Source organism: Shewanella maritima (assembly GCF_004295345.1).
Lineage (GTDB): Bacteria > Pseudomonadota > Gammaproteobacteria > Enterobacterales > Shewanellaceae > Shewanella > Shewanella maritima.
The window spans coordinates 2820001-2835864 of the sequence record NZ_CP036200.1 but is presented as its reverse complement, the minus strand read 5'-3'; the positions used below and the strand labels follow the sequence as shown (position 1 = coordinate 2835864).

Sequence of the window (15864 nt, the reverse complement as noted above, 5' to 3'; positions counted from 1 at the left end):
CAAAAAGGTCACAGCTATTAACGCTGTGACCTTCTCGCTTATATCGTCTAGCTATCCTCTAAACGACAATTTGGTGATTAATAACCTTTCTTTAGCTTTTTACTTTCACCTTGTATCGTGCGATACATCTTGCCTAATGCTTTATCTTTAGCGCGGCGCTCTGCCAAACTCGCTGCGTTCAATGCTTGCTCACGGGAAAGTTTTAAATAGTTAGTTAAGCGCCTTAGCTCCAATTCGCCTGATTCTATCGCTTGTGTGACCGCACATCCTGGCTCACCTTGATGGCTACAATCACTGAAGCGGCAATGCTGAGCCAAAGCCTCGATATCGGCAAAAGTCGTTGCTATACCCGACTCCACATCAGAAAGCTGTAGCTCACGCATGCCTGGTGTGTCCAGCAACAAACCACCAGCAGCCATCACATGTAATGAGCGCGATGTGGTGGTATGGCGGCCTTTACTGTCGTCTTCACGAATGCTGCCAGTTTGCAGGGTTTCTTCACCTTGCAAACTGTTGAGTAAAGTTGACTTACCCACACCCGATGAGCCCATCACAGCTAAGGTTTGCCCAGTTTTACAGTAGATAGCTAGCGCACTGACACTAGATTGGTCCAACGCATTAACGCAAACAACATCTAGTAAAGGGTCAAGCGCTTGTACTTGCGACTGATAACTATAAATATCATCACAGAGATCTGCTTTAGTAAGCACCACAACCGGCCTTGCTCCAGTTTGGTTTATCAGCGCCAAATAGCGCTCTAAGCGGCTTAAACTAAAGTCATGGTTAAGTGACATCACCACCAGCACGGTATCTAAGTTTGCGGCAATGAGTTGCTTGGCAAGCTTTGAACCCGGTGCTTTACGACTAAACTCAGTGGCACGCTCAAGTAATCGCACGAAACCATCATCGTTAATTAGCAGCCAGTCACCAACACAAATGCTGGGCATGTTTGGTGTCACTTGAATTGACCGGGCACCTTGTTCTGTAAGCAGTTGTAATTGGCTACGATGCTGCTCGCTCACGCGTGCAACAGAGCAAGACTCAAGTTCTGCTAAAGATAATTGTTGTTGAAAATATGGTCGCCAACCTAATTCGGCAAGCGAGTATGAAGTTAACATGGTAGATCTACCCCTACGCGATGCTCAGCACCTGCGTATAACAAAATTCAGTTTGGGGCATAATGTGCCCCGGTGACAGCACCGGGTATTGCAGGAATTAAGCGCTTAGCGCTCCAACAACACCGGCGTAGTGGATGACAATCATCAAAAATCCTCGCTCAGTGATTAATGGCGGCATACTAACAGCTCATATTCTACATGGCTAATGTAGCTGTATAAAATGTCGACGTAACTCACGCAAATCTTACCTTGTCAGCTGCACATACCTCACTAATGCTCATAGCCAAACATTCATTACCACTCCTCGTAACCACATCATCAGGTTGCATATGCAACAATATACTAACTAATTGAACATTATCACTCATTCCATTACAGCAACAGAACACTAAAAACACACCAATTCAAACTATTAGCGTTTTTTTGGCTCATTAAACCGTCTAGCGTTCCGCTTTGCGACTAATTGGATAAAATAGCGCCGATCTGACAAGTTGGTCTGATTTTTACCTTCTCATTGACTCAGAGTTGCTCAAGCCGTTGTAGGCAAGCTGTATTTAATTTACTAAAAAGGTTTCCAATGAAGTACTCACTCAAAAAGCAGCAGGGCGTTGTACTGTTTTTCGCTTTAATAATTTTAGTACTGATGACAATTATTGGCGTCACGCTAGCCAGTAACTCTAGTCAATCACTGCGCATGGCTGGCGCCAGCTCTGAACGCGTAGGCGCTAAATCTGCTGCTATTGGTGCACAAACCCTTGTGCTTAAGAATCACCAAGGCGAATCCATGGCAAGCATTAAAACGCCAATCGACATTGAAGATGAGCAATTTAGAGTGAGCTCTAAAATCGAGCCTATGACTTTGGTGGATGTGAGCTGCCAGCGCAGTAGTAAAGCCTATTCAGTTGATTTGGTTAATTGCCGCCGCGCAGAAGTGACTAGCACTGCTAAATTTGGTCGTAATGACAATGGCAGGCTTACTGTAGTGAGTGGAGTTGAGCAGGAAGTTTTCACTGGGAGTGAGTCATGATCGCACGCTTAATCTACTGCGCGCGAGTTGCCTGCAGCGCTATCAGCTTCTTTAGCCTAGGTGTTGCGAGTCTGGCTTTTACTAGCCTTACTTTTACAGGCTTTGCTGTGGCTGATGACACCGAACTTTATGTAACAGAGTCGAGCATTCGTTTGAACGAACGCCCGCAAGTACTGGTTATCTTTGATACCTCTGGCTCAATGGAGTACGTCGGCACTATTGGCCGCCGTAATTTTGGTAAAGTGGTATTCAAAGCGGATGAGCTTTACGATCAGCAAAAAGAAAATCTCAGTGACAGCACAACCTTGTATTACAGCAATGATGTTGAAACTATTCCTACCTTAAACAGCGCCCAGAAAATTCAATATCGTTTTAACGGCTGCGGCCAATCAAAAGATTATTTAAAGCGCTATGGTATGTTCACAGGCTACCTGCGCCACTATGACAGTCAAACTCGCACCTGGTCAGAGCTACCAACTGGTGATGGCAGCAGCATTGACACCCTAGACTGCTACGAAGACATAGCCGAGAAAAACCCAGTTAACGCCCATGGCGCCATTAGCAACAAACGCTATACGAATGGCTTTCCGGTAGATGGTTTTGACAAACCTTACCTTACGCCTGCCAGCAAAAAACCAAGTGACATTGACGATGTAATTGCTAAGTCAATGAACACCGAATTTGGTATCGGCAAACCAGTCACCTTGTATACCAAAAAGTACATCCAGTGGTATCACTCAAAACGTAAAACTCGTGACTATACCCGTATGGATGTCGCTCGTCGCGTTATTGAAAACACCATTATTAACACCCCAGGTGTTGAGTTTGGCTTGGCTATATTCAACAAAAACGACACCAATCGTGGTCGCAACACCAACACAGGTGGACGTGTGATCCACGGCATTAAACCTTTTACAGATCAAAACAAAAAGTCGCTGCTCGATAAGGTGCAAAACCTGCATGGTGTATATCGAAATTACACTCCTTTGTGCGACACCATGTATGAGGCTTACAGTTACTTTAGTGGCAGCGAAGTGCACTTTGGTAAAAACCCTGTTCGCCCTTATCCACAGCCTCGCCCATGGGGACGTGAAGCCGACACTGGCGACATTAACAGCCCGCGTGACACTAGCGTAGAGAAAGGCGGCAAGTATATCTCGCCATTCATAGGCAAAGTTTGCCAGCCAAACGCCTCTATTGTGTACATCACCGACGGTTACCCAACTCGTGATGAATACTCACGTGCGCGTATCGCCAAACTCGTGGGTAAACACATAGGTAAAAACCGCGGTCTGCCAGAGCTTGCTAAATGGATGTATGAGAATGACGTTAATCCATCGATGCAAACCAAGCAAAACATCACCACCTACACCATTGGCTTTAGTCGTGATGCAGACAAAGCCCGTGGCTTGTTAATGGAAACCGCGAAAAATGGCGGCGGCTCATATTTTTCAGCTAACAGTGCCGAAGCGCTGCAAAAAGCACTGCAAAAGGTATTTGCCGAAGTCAGCAATAAACCGGCAACCTTTAGCTCGCCTGCGGTATCTGCAGGTCGAATTGACACCAACAATGGTGCCTTTTACTCGATGTTCTTGCCATCAAAAGGCCCGCGCTGGTCAGGCAATATCAAAAAACTGCAAGTGAATAACAAAGGCAAGGTAACTGATGCCCGTGGTAAACCTGCACTAGATGATAGTGGTTTACTCAAAGACTCAGCCTGCAGCTTGTGGACTAAAAACTGCGCCAGCATGCCAAGTGGTGGTGATGGCAGCGACGTAAAGCTTGGCGGCATCGCCCAACACTTACAGAGCAACTACAGTCGCAAACTGTATAGCGACCTAGGCGCACGAGGTGAAATTCAGCCTTTAACACAGAGTAATGCGCGGCGCTCACTTGGCGGCGAAAAGCAACTAGCCAATTTCATGCGGGTTGATAAAACTAAGGTCAATAAGCTATTTAAGTGGATCCAGGGTTACGACGTTAATGATGACAATAACGACAACAACACCAATGATTTGCGTAAAGACATTATGGGCGACTCACTGCACTCTAAGCCTATAGTGATTAACTATGGCAGCGCTGAGAGACCCGATACCCGCATTGTAGTGAGCACTAACCATGGTCTGATGCACATGTTTAAAGACAATGGCACTTCTGTGTCTGAATCTTGGGCTTATATGCCCAAAGAACTGCTGCCTAACGTGCGTGAGCTAACCAATAACCCTAACTCAGGTGTGCACTCAGTATATGGGCTAGATAGCTCACCGGTTGCGCACATTAAACGCAACGCTACAGGCAAAGTCACTACAGCCTGGTTGTTCTTTGGTATGCGCCGTGGCGGCAATGCATATTACGCGCTAGATATTACCAACCCAGATGCGCCTAAATTTAAATGGCGAGTTTCGCCGCACACAGCTGGATTTGAAGGTCTGGGGCAAACCTGGTCAACTCCTGTGATCACCCATATTCCGGGTTATCCCAAAAACAGTGCCAGCATAGCAACTGCAAAACCTGTGATGATTGTTGGTGGCGGTTATTCTCCGGCAACAAAAGACAGCGCAGCAGTGGGAATTAGCGACACCATAGGTCGCAGTGTTTACATTATTGATGCCGATAAAGGTAATCTAGTACATACCTTTAGCAATGAGCACGGCCGAGGTAAAACACAGCTGCCAGGGATCGCTGACTCTATCCCTAACAAGGTTGCCGTGCTTGATAGTAACAATGATGGGCTAACCGATCGTATCTATGCCACAGATACTGGCGCCAATATTTGGCGTATGGACTTGCCAAGCCCTGATGCCAACGGCCGTGAAGCGCCATGGACAGGGTTTAAGCTTGCCAGTCTTGGTGGTAAAACTCAGTTTAGCGACCGCCGCTTTTTCTCAGAGCCTGCTGTCGCACAAACCATGGTCACCACAGCGCAGCAAGTGAATAAAAACGGTAAAACATTTAGAACGACCCAGAACATCCCATACGATGCCATTGTGATCGGCAGCGGCCACCGTCCTCACCCGCTCGACAAGACACGTGACGACAAGTTCTTCGTAGTACAAGACCGTAACGTCAATACCAAGTCATTTAATGGCAGAGCGCATAAAGTACCTGAACCACTAATGCTCAGTGACTTATACAATGCCACTAAAGCTGCGCCAGCGTCTGAAACCGACTACTTCCGCTTTGCCAATAAGCGTGGCTGGTACTACAGCCTACCGCGCACTGGCGAGAAAAGTTTATCTGCAGCCGTCGTAGCGAAAGGTCGAGTGTTCTTCACCACTTATGTACCAGGCGACTATACCGACCAAGAGCAGTGTATGACCACAGGTAAAGGCTATCTGTATGGTTTCGATTTACACCATGGCAGACGCGCCTATAAGAGCGAGTCTTATGAAACGGGTGAAGGCATTCCCGACACGCCAAAAATCGTGGTGCCAAAAGGTGGCAACAGCATGTACTTAATCGGCATTGGTCTTGCCGCTGAGCGTATGCAAAAAGCCGATGATTTTGATGATGGCTGCGCTGAGGGCGACGAAAGCTGTATTGGCAGCGGCCTTAATATGAACCGCATTTACTTCCACTCAGCGAACTAGCCGTTAGCGATAATGCTGAATGCTAGCAGTAGTCATAACAAAAAACCGAAGCTCAAGGGCTTCGGTTTTTTATGCATTGAATTCTCGTATAGTCAATAGGGCTAATTTACAGATCTAACACCAACACCTTGGAATTACGTTGGAAGTTATACAGCTGCTTTTTCTTTGCGGGTAATTGCTCTACATCCACAATATTAAAGCCATGCTCTAAAAACCAATGAATACTACGAGTAGTCAAAGCAAATAAGCGCTCGTACCCGCGCAGCCTTGCCTGAGCGATAATATTGTTGAGCAGCACACTGCCTCTATCAGCATCACGATACTCAGGGTGAACTACAAGACAAGCAAACTCACCAGCATTGTCTTCCTCAAACGGATATAGTGCCGCACAGCCGATCACTAGGTTATCGCGTTCAATCAACATAAACTGCTCAATTTCCATCTCAAGCTGCTCACGGGAGCGACGCACCAGAATCCCCTGCTGCTCAAGTGGACGAATAAGGTTAAGCACGCCGCCAATATCGCTAATTGTCGCTCTACGGAGCTGCTCAGCGCTTTCTGTGACGATTTGCGTACCAATGCCTTCACGGGAGAATAATTCTTGTAGCAAGGCACCATCATCCAGGTAACTGACCAGGTGACAACGCGGCACGCCGCGACGACAGGCATCAATACTGGCCTTAACAAAGGCGTCACTGCAGGTACACGCAGCTTGTTGCTCACAGCGGCTGTCCAGCCAAGTCTGCGCTTCATTGGGCATCATCTCGGCTATCACTCGCCCTTGAGCGTCAATCAAGCCACTAGTTTGGCTAAAGCCTATCATCTTGTCGGCTTTAAGTTTCACGGCGACCTGAGTCGCAACTTCTTCTGCGGTGAGGTTAAAACTCTCACCTGTAACCGAAGCTGCAATCGGCCCCATTAGCACAATGTCGTTATCATCAAGTTGGCGGCGGATCCCTTGCGTATCAATCCGCCTAACTTTACCGGTAAGACAATAGTCAACGCCATCATCAATACCCAGTGGCTGAGCAATAATGAAATTACCGCTAACGACGTTAATCTGTGCGCCTTGCATCGGCGTGTTACCTAGGCTCATAGATAAACGCGCGGTGATATCAAACTGCGCCTCACCCGCGACCTGCTTAATCGTCTTTAAGCTCTCATCGTCGGTAATACGTATCGCATTGTGATAGTGCGGCTCAATCCCGGCACGCATTAGCCCTTCATCGATTTGCGGACGCGCGCCGTAAACCAGCACGATTTTAATCCCGACCGAATGCAACATGGCGACATCATTTAATATCGCTTTAAAGTGGCCATTAGCTATCGCCTCACCGCCTAACATGATGACAAATGTTTTGCCCCTATGTGCATTCACATAAGGAGCTGAATGACGAAAGCTGTCGACCAGCTCAGTGGTTCTCAATTTATTTACCCTTAGCCGCATAAGCTGAATAGATACCTAGTTAAAACGCATAATATTTCATTTATATTTATTTGGAAAGAATTTTTATCTAACTAAGGATTATTATTACAGTAGACTATTAAGATATAATTACGGGATAGGCAGAGGTTGAGGAAAAGCACTAAAGCCCAAGTAATTATTGACGATGCGAGGATATTGACCGCAACTAACTTAGCCTATAATTCGAGATAGCTAAGTCAAACCAAGATTGAATAATAATTCAATTACACCAACTATATTTGCCAAGAATGAGTCGCCAGCGGTGCACTCGGCTCAATGCCAGCGGCTTAATGAAGATGAGAGCCCTGCATTGAGTGAAACTTGAAAGCCCGACTGGCGGATACTAATCCAGAGCAGAGTTTCACTGCATGTCAAATTTTGGGCAAAAAAAAGCCTCCATGAAGGAGGCTTTTAAAAGAGTAAAATCAATTACTTGATTTTAGCTTCTTTGTACATAACGTGCTTACGAACAACTGGATCAAATTTCTTGATTTCCATTTTTTCTGGCATGTTACGCTTGTTCTTTTCAGTCGTGTAGAAATGACCAGTGTTAGCGCTAGATACTAACTTGATCTTCTCGCGGTTACCTTTAGATTTAGCCATTTTCTATTATACCTTTTCGCCACGTGCACGAAGTTCTTTAACTACAACTTCAATGCCTTTCTTGTCGATGATACGAATACCTTTAGTAGAAACGCGTAGTTGAACAAAACGCTTTTCTTCTTCTAACCAAAAACGGTGGTTTTGTAGGTTAGGTAAAAAACGACGACGAGTCGCGTTTTTAGCGTGCGAACGGTTGTTACCAACCATTGGCTTCTTGCCAGTTACTTGGCATACTCTTGACATGTCAATCTTCTCCAAAACAATTTTTTAACGCTCGAGCATTAATGTACCTCGTATGGCCGTCGCCCGAGGCACAAAGAGGGCGCATTTTATACACGATATGTCGTGTAAGATCAAGCAATCTTTATTAAATCCATCCACGCTCAGCGAACGAGACTACCTGTAGATCCCCTACAACCATATGATCTAGTAGAGAAACATCGATAGTTTCCAATGCATTTTTTATCCGCCTAGTTATTCGCCGATCAGCTTCACTAGGCTCTGCAATGCCTGACGGGTGGTTATGGCACACAATCACAGCTGCTGCGTTTTTTTCCAGCACAAGCGCAACTATATCGCGAGGATATACCGACGCGCAGTTTATGGTGCCACGGAATAGTTCTACAAATTGAATGACTCTATGTTGGCTATCCAACAATAATAAAGCGAACACTTCATAGGATCGGTCTGCTAATTGTCTCATTAAATAGTCCCGAGTTAAATCAGGATTTGTCAAAATTTGCCCTTTTTGCAAACTTTCTTTGGCAATCCGCCTAGCAATCTCTGCTGTAGCTTGCAACTGAGCATATTTTACCGGCCCAACCCCAGCAATTTCACATACTTGTGGCTGAGACGCCGAGAATAGCTTTCTTAAGCCGCCAAAGTGATTAAGCATGTTGCGTGACACATCTATCGCATTTTGCCCAACCAGACCGCTACGCAGAATCACAGCTAGTAGCTCTGCATCACTGAGCATTTGCGCGCCTTGTGATAGCAATTTATCTCGCGGCCCTTCTCCATCTGGCCATTGTTTTATGGTCAAAGTCTTTTCCATATCGATTAGTCCATTAATCTGCTGTGATTGATTATTTACGCTTTTATCTCAATGACGACTGAAGCTTGCGTAAACACGAAATTGGTTATGTAGTATGGTCGATATTTTTGAAAACGGATCTCGCTCCAATTTGACCGCTTATGGTAAGGTAGCGGCATCATCCAAGCTGGACATGTAACATGCTGACAAATAAAAAAGTGTTATTAGGAATTGGTGGCGGTATTGCCGCGTTTAAAAGTGCCGATCTTATTCGTCGCTTAAAAGAACGCGGCGCAGAAGTGCGCGTAATGGTAACCCAAAGCGCCATGGAATTTATCACCCCGCTAACTTTACAAGCTTTGTCAGGCAATCCTGTTTCAAGCGATTTATTAGACCCTACAGCAGAAGCCTCTATGGGACACATTGAACTCGCACGTTGGGCTGATGCTGTCGTTATTGCACCAGCTACAGCCAACGTGATCGCGCGTATCAATGCCGGCATGGCAGATGAACTACTTACCACAGCAGTGCTAGCAACAAGCGCGCCCGTGATTATTTGCCCAGCCATGAATCAGCAGATGTACCAAAACATCACCTCTCAGGAAAACCTTGCCAACATTGCCCGTAAAGGCTTAACCATTTGGGGGCCAGATTCAGGCTCGCAAGCTTGCGGTGAAGTTGGCCCAGGGCGCATGTTAGAGCCAACCGACATTGCTGAGCGCTTAGTGAAGTATTTTCAGCCTAATGCACAAGAAAAGCCGCTTGCAGGCAAAAAGCTAATGTTAACAGCGGGTCCTACGCGTGAAGCGATTGACCCGGTGCGTTATATCTCTAATCACAGCTCAGGCAAAATGGGCTTTGCTCTAGCGACTGCCGCTGCTGAAATGGGCGCGGAAGTCACCTTAGTCTCAGGCCCTGTTAATCTAGCCACACCAGCAAATGTTACCCGTATTAACGTAGAATCAGCTGAGCAAATGTTAGATGCGGTAATGGCTGATGTTGAAAGCCAAGATATATTCATTGGCTGCGCCGCAGTCGCGGACTATCGCATCACTCAAGTTGCTAATGAAAAAATTAAAAAAGATGCAGATGAGATGCAGCTTGCGCTGACTAAGAATCCTGATATCTTAGCCACCGTCGCCAGCCACAAGCAACGACCATTTACCGTGGGCTTTGCTGCTGAGACCAGTAACGTAGAAGAGTACGCAACAGGTAAATTGCAGCGTAAAAAGCTGGATATGATTGCCGCCAATGATGTGTCACAACAAGGTTTAGGTTTTAACTCTGACAGCAATGCACTGCAGGTGTTTTGGCAGCAAGGTAATCAAGCGCTACCAGCTACAGATAAGCTAACACTGGCAAAGCAACTGTTAGAGTTAATCGTCGAGCGATATCAACAAAAATAACAAAGTAGATTGGCGTAACGTATTGGACTTGTTACGCCAGCTCTTAAGGTTTGAGGCAACCCCAAGCCTGTCTACCCGAGTAAACAAGTTTTACCGCCCAGAATAAGCAATACTGCGAAATAATCGTGCATGCTTAAGCAGTTCTGAGCCCAAGGAAATAACAATGGCGTCTAGCCCAAAAATAAACCGTCGCGAACATATTTTACAGTGCCTTGCACAAATGCTGGAAACCAGTCCAGGTCAGCGTATTACCACAGCTAAACTTGCCGCAGAAGTTGGCGTGTCAGAAGCTGCGCTTTATCGCCACTTCCCGAGTAAAGCACGCATGTTTGAAGGCTTAATTGAATTCATTGAAGATGCGTTGCTTTCACGTCTCAACATCATCATGAATGAAGAAAAAGACACCATGATGCGTTGCCGTCAGGTATTACAGTTGCTACTGGTATTCTCAGAGCGAAATCCAGGCATTTCACGTATTTTAAATGGTGACGCCCTGCTTGGTGAAAATGAGCGTCTGCGTAGCCGTGTAAATAGCGTATTCGCCAAGATTGAAACTCAGCTGAAGCAAATTTTACGTGAGAAAACCCTTCGTGAAGGACAAGGTTTTAACCTAGATGAAGCCATTCTAGCTAACCTGCTTTTAAGCTTTGCAGAGGGCAGGATAGCGCAATATATTCGCAGTGAGTTTACCCAAAAGCCAACGCAGCACTTTGACCAGCAATGGCAGTTTATTGAGCAACAACTACTTAGAAGTTAACTGCTTATTTGTCCCACACATGCCAATATCGCCTGATACAAAAATGCACTATTCTCGGTGCATTTTTTGTTTTCTTTCTCCTTATAAAATAATAAAATTTAACAAAACAACATAAAATGCAACATCGATAGCTACAACATAAACAAGGACGTACATGAAAAATATCTTGCTACTTGCAGCAAGCTCACTGCTTGCGTGCACCTCTTTTTCTGCTCTCTCAATTTCACTATCAAAAGCTGAACTGTTCACCAAAGGCGCAGAATATTCCAATGTAAAAATATCTCCCGAAGGCGACTATCTTAGTGCCCTTACAACTCACGACGGTAAAAAGGTACTGATCTTTTTGGAAACGGACACCAAAAAATTAATTAACGCAGTAAACTTCCCAGGTAATTCAGAAGTAGGAAACTACGAATGGGTCAATGATGAGCGTGTTGTATTGCAAAAAATGTATAAAAAGGGTTGGTCTGAGCAACCTATTTATTATGGTGAACTCATGGCTGTTAATGCCGACGGGTCACAACCTAGATACTTATTTGGCTACCAAGGAGGGGGACAAACCGGCTCTCATATCAAAAAGAACACTGCAATTAGAGCAACGGCTTACATTCTAGACCCTTTACCTGAAGACAATAAGCATATGTTAGTCAATGCGGTACCTTGGGGAAATGGTAGCTCGCTAGACTATAGCCGCCTTCAAAACGTATATCGCGTAAATATATTTAACGGTAAGCGACAAAAAGTAGTTACAGCTCCTGTTGGTTATAGTCAGTTTATGACTAATCATGCAGGCCAAGTCAAATTTGTATCAGGTAAAAACTCAAAAAATGAGATTGAACTGTATTATCGTGAAGAAGGAGAATGGATAAGCAGTGATAAACTAAACTTAGGTCTTAATGACTTTAGTCCTATTGCTTTTGGTCAACAAACCAATACCATCTTTGCCTCAGGCAGGATAAATTCTGAGCCTAAAGGTGTTTATAAAATCGATCTTACAACTGGGAAAAAAAGTAAGATTTCCCAAGATGATAAGGTTGACCCGAGAACCTATTGGATAAACCAGCAAACCAAACAACTCTATGCTGTCGAGTATGAAAACGGTTACCCTACATACGAATTTACCAGCAAAGAAGATAAGCACAGCAACTTACTGAAACAGCTACTCGCTGCGATACCAGGCCATCAAATCCACATAATAAGTGAAACCCGAGACTCCAAAGTATCTATCGTTAAAGCATTTAACGATAGAAATCCTGGCGATTACTATCTCTTTAATGCTGAAAAAATGAAGCTAGAGTACTTAGCATCTCAAAGAAGCTGGCTTGACCCTGAACTGATGGCAGAAGTAAAACCCATCAGCTTCACTAATCGTGATGGAATAGAAATTAATGGCTATCTAACCTTACCAAACGGCAAAGAAACAAAAGACTTGCCTCTCATCGTAAATCCACACGGCGGCCCTCATGAGCGAGATTGGTGGGGCTTTAATGAGCAAAATCAACTTCTCGCTCAAGATGGATTCGCTGTGCTTCAAGTGAATTTCCGCGGCTCCACAGGATATGGCCAAGCATTTAAAAATGCAGGAAAGCAAAAATGGGGCAGCGATATCCAACATGACATTATCGACGCAACTAAATATGTCATTAGCGAAGGTATCGCCAACAAAGACAAGATATGTATAGTAGGCGGCAGCTTTGGTGGTTATAGTGCGCTGCAAAGTTCTATTATCGAACCAGATATGTACAAGTGTGCGGTTGGCTTTGCGGGCGTTTACGACCTCGAGCTAATGTTTGAAGAAGGTGATATTGCCGATAGACGCTCAGGCGTCAGCTATTTGAAAGGAGCTCTAGGTGAAGACAAAGCTGTTTTACACGCCATGTCGCCGACTAAACATGTCAACAAGCTCAAAGCCAAATTAATGCTAGTACACGGAGAGGACGATGAGCGTGCACCTATCGAGCAACTAGAAGCACTGGAAGAGTCATTAAAAGCTGCTGACTATCCTTACAAAAAGCTTGTTATGGATAATGAAGGTCATGGTTTTTATAACGACAAACACCGTGCAAAGTACTACCATGAAATGATCAGCTTTATTAAAGATAGCCTAGCCCTTTAACTTTAAGCATTTTCAAATCATAAAGCCGATACTTGACTAACAAGGTCGGCTTTTTTGTTTCAATAATATTAATTTGCTTCAATTCGCGGTATGATCGCCGCCCGCAACGAATTAAGACAACGCTGAACCACATGGCTGGCACCAGCGTACAATATTAAAATATAAGTTTGCACCTGGAGAATTTTATGGCACTTAGCGAAGCCGCATTAACAGTACAAGCCGCACTCAAAGAGCATGGTTTAGAAACCCCGATGCTGCCAACGACTATGCCTAAAGACGAGCGCAAAGCGCAAATCGAACATCATATGACGAAGATTTTGCAATTGATGTCGCTCGACTTAACAGATGACAGCCTGGCTGAAACCCCCAAGCGCATCGCAAAAATGTACATTGAGGAAATCTTCTCTGGCTTAGACTACGAGAATTTTCCTAAAATCACAGTCATTGAAAACAAAATGGGCGTGGATGAAATGATCCGCGTGCAAGACATTAGTCTAACCAGCACCTGTGAGCATCACTTAGTTACGATTGATGGTTTAGCAACGGTTGCATACTTACCTAAAACCAAGATTATCGGCCTGTCAAAGATAAATCGCATCGTACGCTTTTTTGCTCAACGCCCACAGGTGCAAGAACGCCTAACTCAACAGGTATTAGTTGCACTTCAAACACTTCTTGATACCGAAGACGTCGCAGTAAAAATGGATGCAGTGCACTACTGCGTTAAATCTCGTGGCGTGATGGACTCAACAAGCTCGACAACCACTACTGCGTTAGGTGGTGTTTTTAAATCAAACCCAGCAACCCGCGCTGAGTTTTTGCAGCAAAGTAAATAGCCCAAACTCTGCTTAACGAACCTAAGTTCGGGATGACCAATATCCCTAGAGCTAATAATTAAAACGCCTCGCTATCTAGCGATAACGAGGCGTTTTAATTATTGTAGTCACAATGACAACTAATCAGTTATTACTCGATGCCATACTGCTCGCGATACGCACTTACTGAAGCGAGTTCAGCCTCCATTCCTGGCTTTTCAGAAAGATAGCTAATTAGGTCGGCCAGCTTAACAATAGAGACAATCTCACAGCCAAAATCACGCTCTACTTCCTGAATAGCTGAAAGCTCGCCCTTACCTTTCTCTTGACGATCCAAGGCGATAAGCACACCCGCTAGTTTGGCATCGTTAGCGTTAATGATTTCCATTGATTCACGAATCGCAGTACCTGCGGTGATCACATCATCAACCAGCATCACTTTGCCCTCAAGCGGACTACCAACTAGATTGCCACCTTCGCCGTGAGTTTTCGCTTCTTTTCGGTTAAAGCAATAAGGCACATCACGGTCGTGATGATCACATAAAGCGACTGCGGTCGTTGTGGCAATAGGAATACCTTTATAAGCAGGACCAAACAGTAAATCGAACTCGATACCAGAATCCGCCAACGCTGCTGCATAAAAGCGGCCTAAACGCGCTAAATCCTTACCCGTGTTGAACAAACCCGCATTGAAAAAATAAGGGCTTGTACGGCCAGATTTCAGGGTGAACTCACCAAAACGTAATACTTGGCGCTCTAGAGCAAATTCAATAAACTCGCGTTGATAGGCTTTCACTTTATATCCTCAATAATCAATCTTAAAAAAGGGACCACTAAGGGTCCCTGATTTGTCGGCAATTTTAGCTCAATGCTGCTTTTTGGACATCGACAATTTCACGAATACTGTTTTTAGACAGGGCAAGTAGCTCCAATAGCTCTTCGTGGCTAAATGGTTCACCTTCTGCAGTACCTTGGATCTCGATAATCTTACCGGTCTCAGTCATCACCACATTCATATCTGTTTCAGCAGCGCTATCCTCTACATATTCAAGGTCGCTAATTGCCTCACCTTCATAAATGCCAACACTCACTGCAGCAATCAGGAACTTCAGCGGGTTAGTTTTGATAATACCTTTACCGCGCGCCCAATTAAGCGCATCAACCAAAGCAACACATGCACCGGTAATCGCTGCTGTACGGGTCCCACCGTCAGCCTGGATCACGTCACAATCAATTACAATGGTATTTTCGCCTAGTGACTTCATATCAACCGCCGCGCGCAATGAGCGGCCAATCAGGCGTTGAATTTCTTGTGTACGACCAGACTGTTTACCACGGGCCGCTTCACGGTCCATACGGCTGTGTGTCGAGCGTGGTAGCATGCCGTATTCGGCTGTCACCCAACCTTGCCCCTGACCTTTTAGGAAGCGTGGTACGCCTTCAGTAAAACTCGCAGTACACAGAACTTTAGTGTCACCAAACTCAACTAATACAGAACCTTCGGCATGAGCGGTAAAGTTACGAGTAATAGTAATAGGACGAGTTTGAGCGGGAGTACGATTGCTAGGGCGCATTGGCATTTCCTGTAGGTGAATTGCAAACAAAATAGAGGGGCTATTATAGAGTGTGAACGCCGTATATGCCATGCAAATACAAACCTTTAATCCCATAGCATTAAGCGGCTATAATCTACAGCACATTCGATAATACACATGGGACTTTTCATGATCCAAAGCATGACCGCTTACGCTCGTATCGAGCACAAAGCACAATGGGGCACAGCCTCTTGGGAAATTCGTTCTGTAAACCAGCGTTTTCTTGAAACCTACTTACGTTTGCCTGAGCAGTTTCGTAGCTTTGAGCCGGTATTAAGGGATCGACTCAGAAAACGTCTTAACCGAGGTAAAGTCGAAGTCAACCTGCGTTATGAAATC

14 protein-coding genes (1 of these 14 only partly in view) are annotated in these 15864 nt (G+C 45.1%); 7 read left to right on the top strand and 7 right to left on the bottom strand.

Annotation, left to right across the window (positions count from 1 at the left end):
* Positions 1-77: 77 nt before the first annotated feature.
* Complete coding sequence (gene rsgA / locus EXU30_RS12170; protein WP_130600409.1) at positions 78-1118, bottom strand: ribosome small subunit-dependent GTPase A; 1041 nt, start codon at positions 1116-1118, stop codon at positions 78-80.
* 577 nt (positions 1119-1695) lie between these two features.
* Here rsgA and EXU30_RS12165 point away from each other — a divergent pair.
* Positions 1696-2145, top strand: coding sequence for a pilus assembly PilX family protein (locus EXU30_RS12165; RefSeq protein WP_130600408.1), 450 nt, complete (start codon positions 1696-1698; stop codon positions 2143-2145).
* Positions 2142-5735, top strand: a complete 3594-nt coding sequence (locus EXU30_RS12160) for a pilus assembly protein (protein WP_130600407.1) — start codon at positions 2142-2144, stop codon at positions 5733-5735. Before EXU30_RS12165 ends, EXU30_RS12160 begins: the two co-directional genes overlap by 4 nt.
* A gap of 106 nt (positions 5736-5841) precedes the next feature.
* On the opposite strand, the gene argA is transcribed toward EXU30_RS12160, so the two are convergent.
* From argA to radC, 4 genes are all read right to left on the bottom strand, one after another.
* Complete coding sequence (gene argA / locus EXU30_RS12155) at positions 5842-7161, bottom strand: amino-acid N-acetyltransferase (RefSeq protein ID WP_165399010.1); 1320 nt, start codon at positions 7159-7161, stop codon at positions 5842-5844.
* A gap of 468 nt (positions 7162-7629) precedes the next feature.
* Positions 7630-7803, bottom strand: coding sequence for a 50S ribosomal protein L33 (gene rpmG / locus EXU30_RS12150; protein WP_130600403.1), 174 nt, complete (start codon positions 7801-7803; stop codon positions 7630-7632).
* Positions 7804-7809: 6 nt separating this feature from the next.
* Positions 7810-8046: a 50S ribosomal protein L28 gene (rpmB, locus tag EXU30_RS12145; RefSeq protein WP_130600401.1), complete on the bottom strand. Its 237-nt coding sequence runs from the start codon at positions 8044-8046 to the stop codon at positions 7810-7812.
* Between the two features lie 124 nt (positions 8047-8170).
* On the bottom strand, positions 8171-8845 hold the full coding sequence (gene radC, locus EXU30_RS12140; RefSeq protein ID WP_130603443.1) for a RadC family protein: 675 nt from the start codon (positions 8843-8845) through the stop codon (positions 8171-8173).
* 191 nt (positions 8846-9036) lie between these two features.
* Here radC and coaBC point away from each other — a divergent pair, with 191 nt between their 5' ends.
* From coaBC to folE, 4 genes are all read left to right on the top strand, one after another.
* The gene (gene coaBC / locus EXU30_RS12135; RefSeq protein WP_130600399.1) at positions 9037-10242 is read left to right on the top strand and encodes a bifunctional phosphopantothenoylcysteine decarboxylase/phosphopantothenate--cysteine ligase CoaBC; all 1206 of its coding nucleotides are present in this window, start codon (positions 9037-9039) and stop codon (positions 10240-10242) included.
* 163 nt (positions 10243-10405) lie between these two features.
* Positions 10406-10999, top strand: a complete 594-nt coding sequence (slmA, locus tag EXU30_RS12130; RefSeq protein WP_130600397.1) for a nucleoid occlusion factor SlmA — start codon at positions 10406-10408, stop codon at positions 10997-10999.
* A gap of 154 nt (positions 11000-11153) precedes the next feature.
* Positions 11154-13115: an alpha/beta hydrolase family protein gene (locus tag EXU30_RS12125; RefSeq protein ID WP_130600395.1), complete on the top strand. Its 1962-nt coding sequence runs from the start codon at positions 11154-11156 to the stop codon at positions 13113-13115.
* A 185-nt stretch (positions 13116-13300) separates the two neighbouring features.
* Positions 13301-13951: a GTP cyclohydrolase I FolE gene (folE, locus tag EXU30_RS12120; RefSeq protein ID WP_130600393.1), complete on the top strand. Its 651-nt coding sequence runs from the start codon at positions 13301-13303 to the stop codon at positions 13949-13951.
* 130 nt (positions 13952-14081) lie between these two features.
* Here the strand turns inward: folE and pyrE are convergent, their stop codons facing one another.
* Both pyrE and rph read right to left on the bottom strand, forming a co-directional pair.
* Positions 14082-14726, bottom strand: coding sequence for an orotate phosphoribosyltransferase (gene pyrE / locus EXU30_RS12115; protein ID WP_130600391.1), 645 nt, complete (start codon positions 14724-14726; stop codon positions 14082-14084).
* A 64-nt stretch (positions 14727-14790) separates the two neighbouring features.
* Complete coding sequence (gene rph / locus EXU30_RS12110) at positions 14791-15504, bottom strand: ribonuclease PH (RefSeq protein WP_130600389.1); 714 nt, start codon at positions 15502-15504, stop codon at positions 14791-14793.
* Between the two features lie 150 nt (positions 15505-15654).
* Between rph and EXU30_RS12105 the strand changes: the two genes are divergently transcribed.
* Positions 15655-15864, top strand: the 5' end (the start) of a protein-coding gene (locus EXU30_RS12105; protein WP_130600387.1) for a YicC/YloC family endoribonuclease. Its footprint extends 654 nt past the window's final position; only the first 210 of its 864 coding nucleotides appear in the window; its start codon is at positions 15655-15657; its stop codon lies off the right edge, out of view.

Excerpts from the sequence above, each read along its gene's own strand:
- rsgA (WP_130600409.1), bottom strand. The coding sequence starts at position 1,118 with ATGTTAACTTCATACTCGCTTGCCGAATTAGGTTGGCGACCATATTTT.
- EXU30_RS12165 (WP_130600408.1), top strand. The coding sequence starts at position 1,696 with ATGAAGTACTCACTCAAAAAGCAGCAGGGCGTTGTACTGTTTTTCGCT.
- EXU30_RS12160 (WP_130600407.1), top strand. The coding sequence starts at position 2,142 with ATGATCGCACGCTTAATCTACTGCGCGCGAGTTGCCTGCAGCGCTATC.
- rpmG (WP_130600403.1), bottom strand. The coding sequence starts at position 7,803 with ATGGCTAAATCTAAAGGTAACCGCGAGAAGATCAAGTTAGTATCTAGC.
- rpmB (WP_130600401.1), bottom strand. The coding sequence starts at position 8,046 with ATGTCAAGAGTATGCCAAGTAACTGGCAAGAAGCCAATGGTTGGTAAC.
- coaBC (WP_130600399.1), top strand. The coding sequence starts at position 9,037 with ATGCTGACAAATAAAAAAGTGTTATTAGGAATTGGTGGCGGTATTGCC.
- slmA (WP_130600397.1), top strand. The coding sequence starts at position 10,406 with ATGGCGTCTAGCCCAAAAATAAACCGTCGCGAACATATTTTACAGTGC.
- EXU30_RS12125 (WP_130600395.1), top strand. The coding sequence starts at position 11,154 with ATGAAAAATATCTTGCTACTTGCAGCAAGCTCACTGCTTGCGTGCACC.
- folE (WP_130600393.1), top strand. The coding sequence starts at position 13,301 with ATGGCACTTAGCGAAGCCGCATTAACAGTACAAGCCGCACTCAAAGAG.
- rph (WP_130600389.1), bottom strand. The coding sequence starts at position 15,504 with ATGCGCCCTAGCAATCGTACTCCCGCTCAAACTCGTCCTATTACTATT.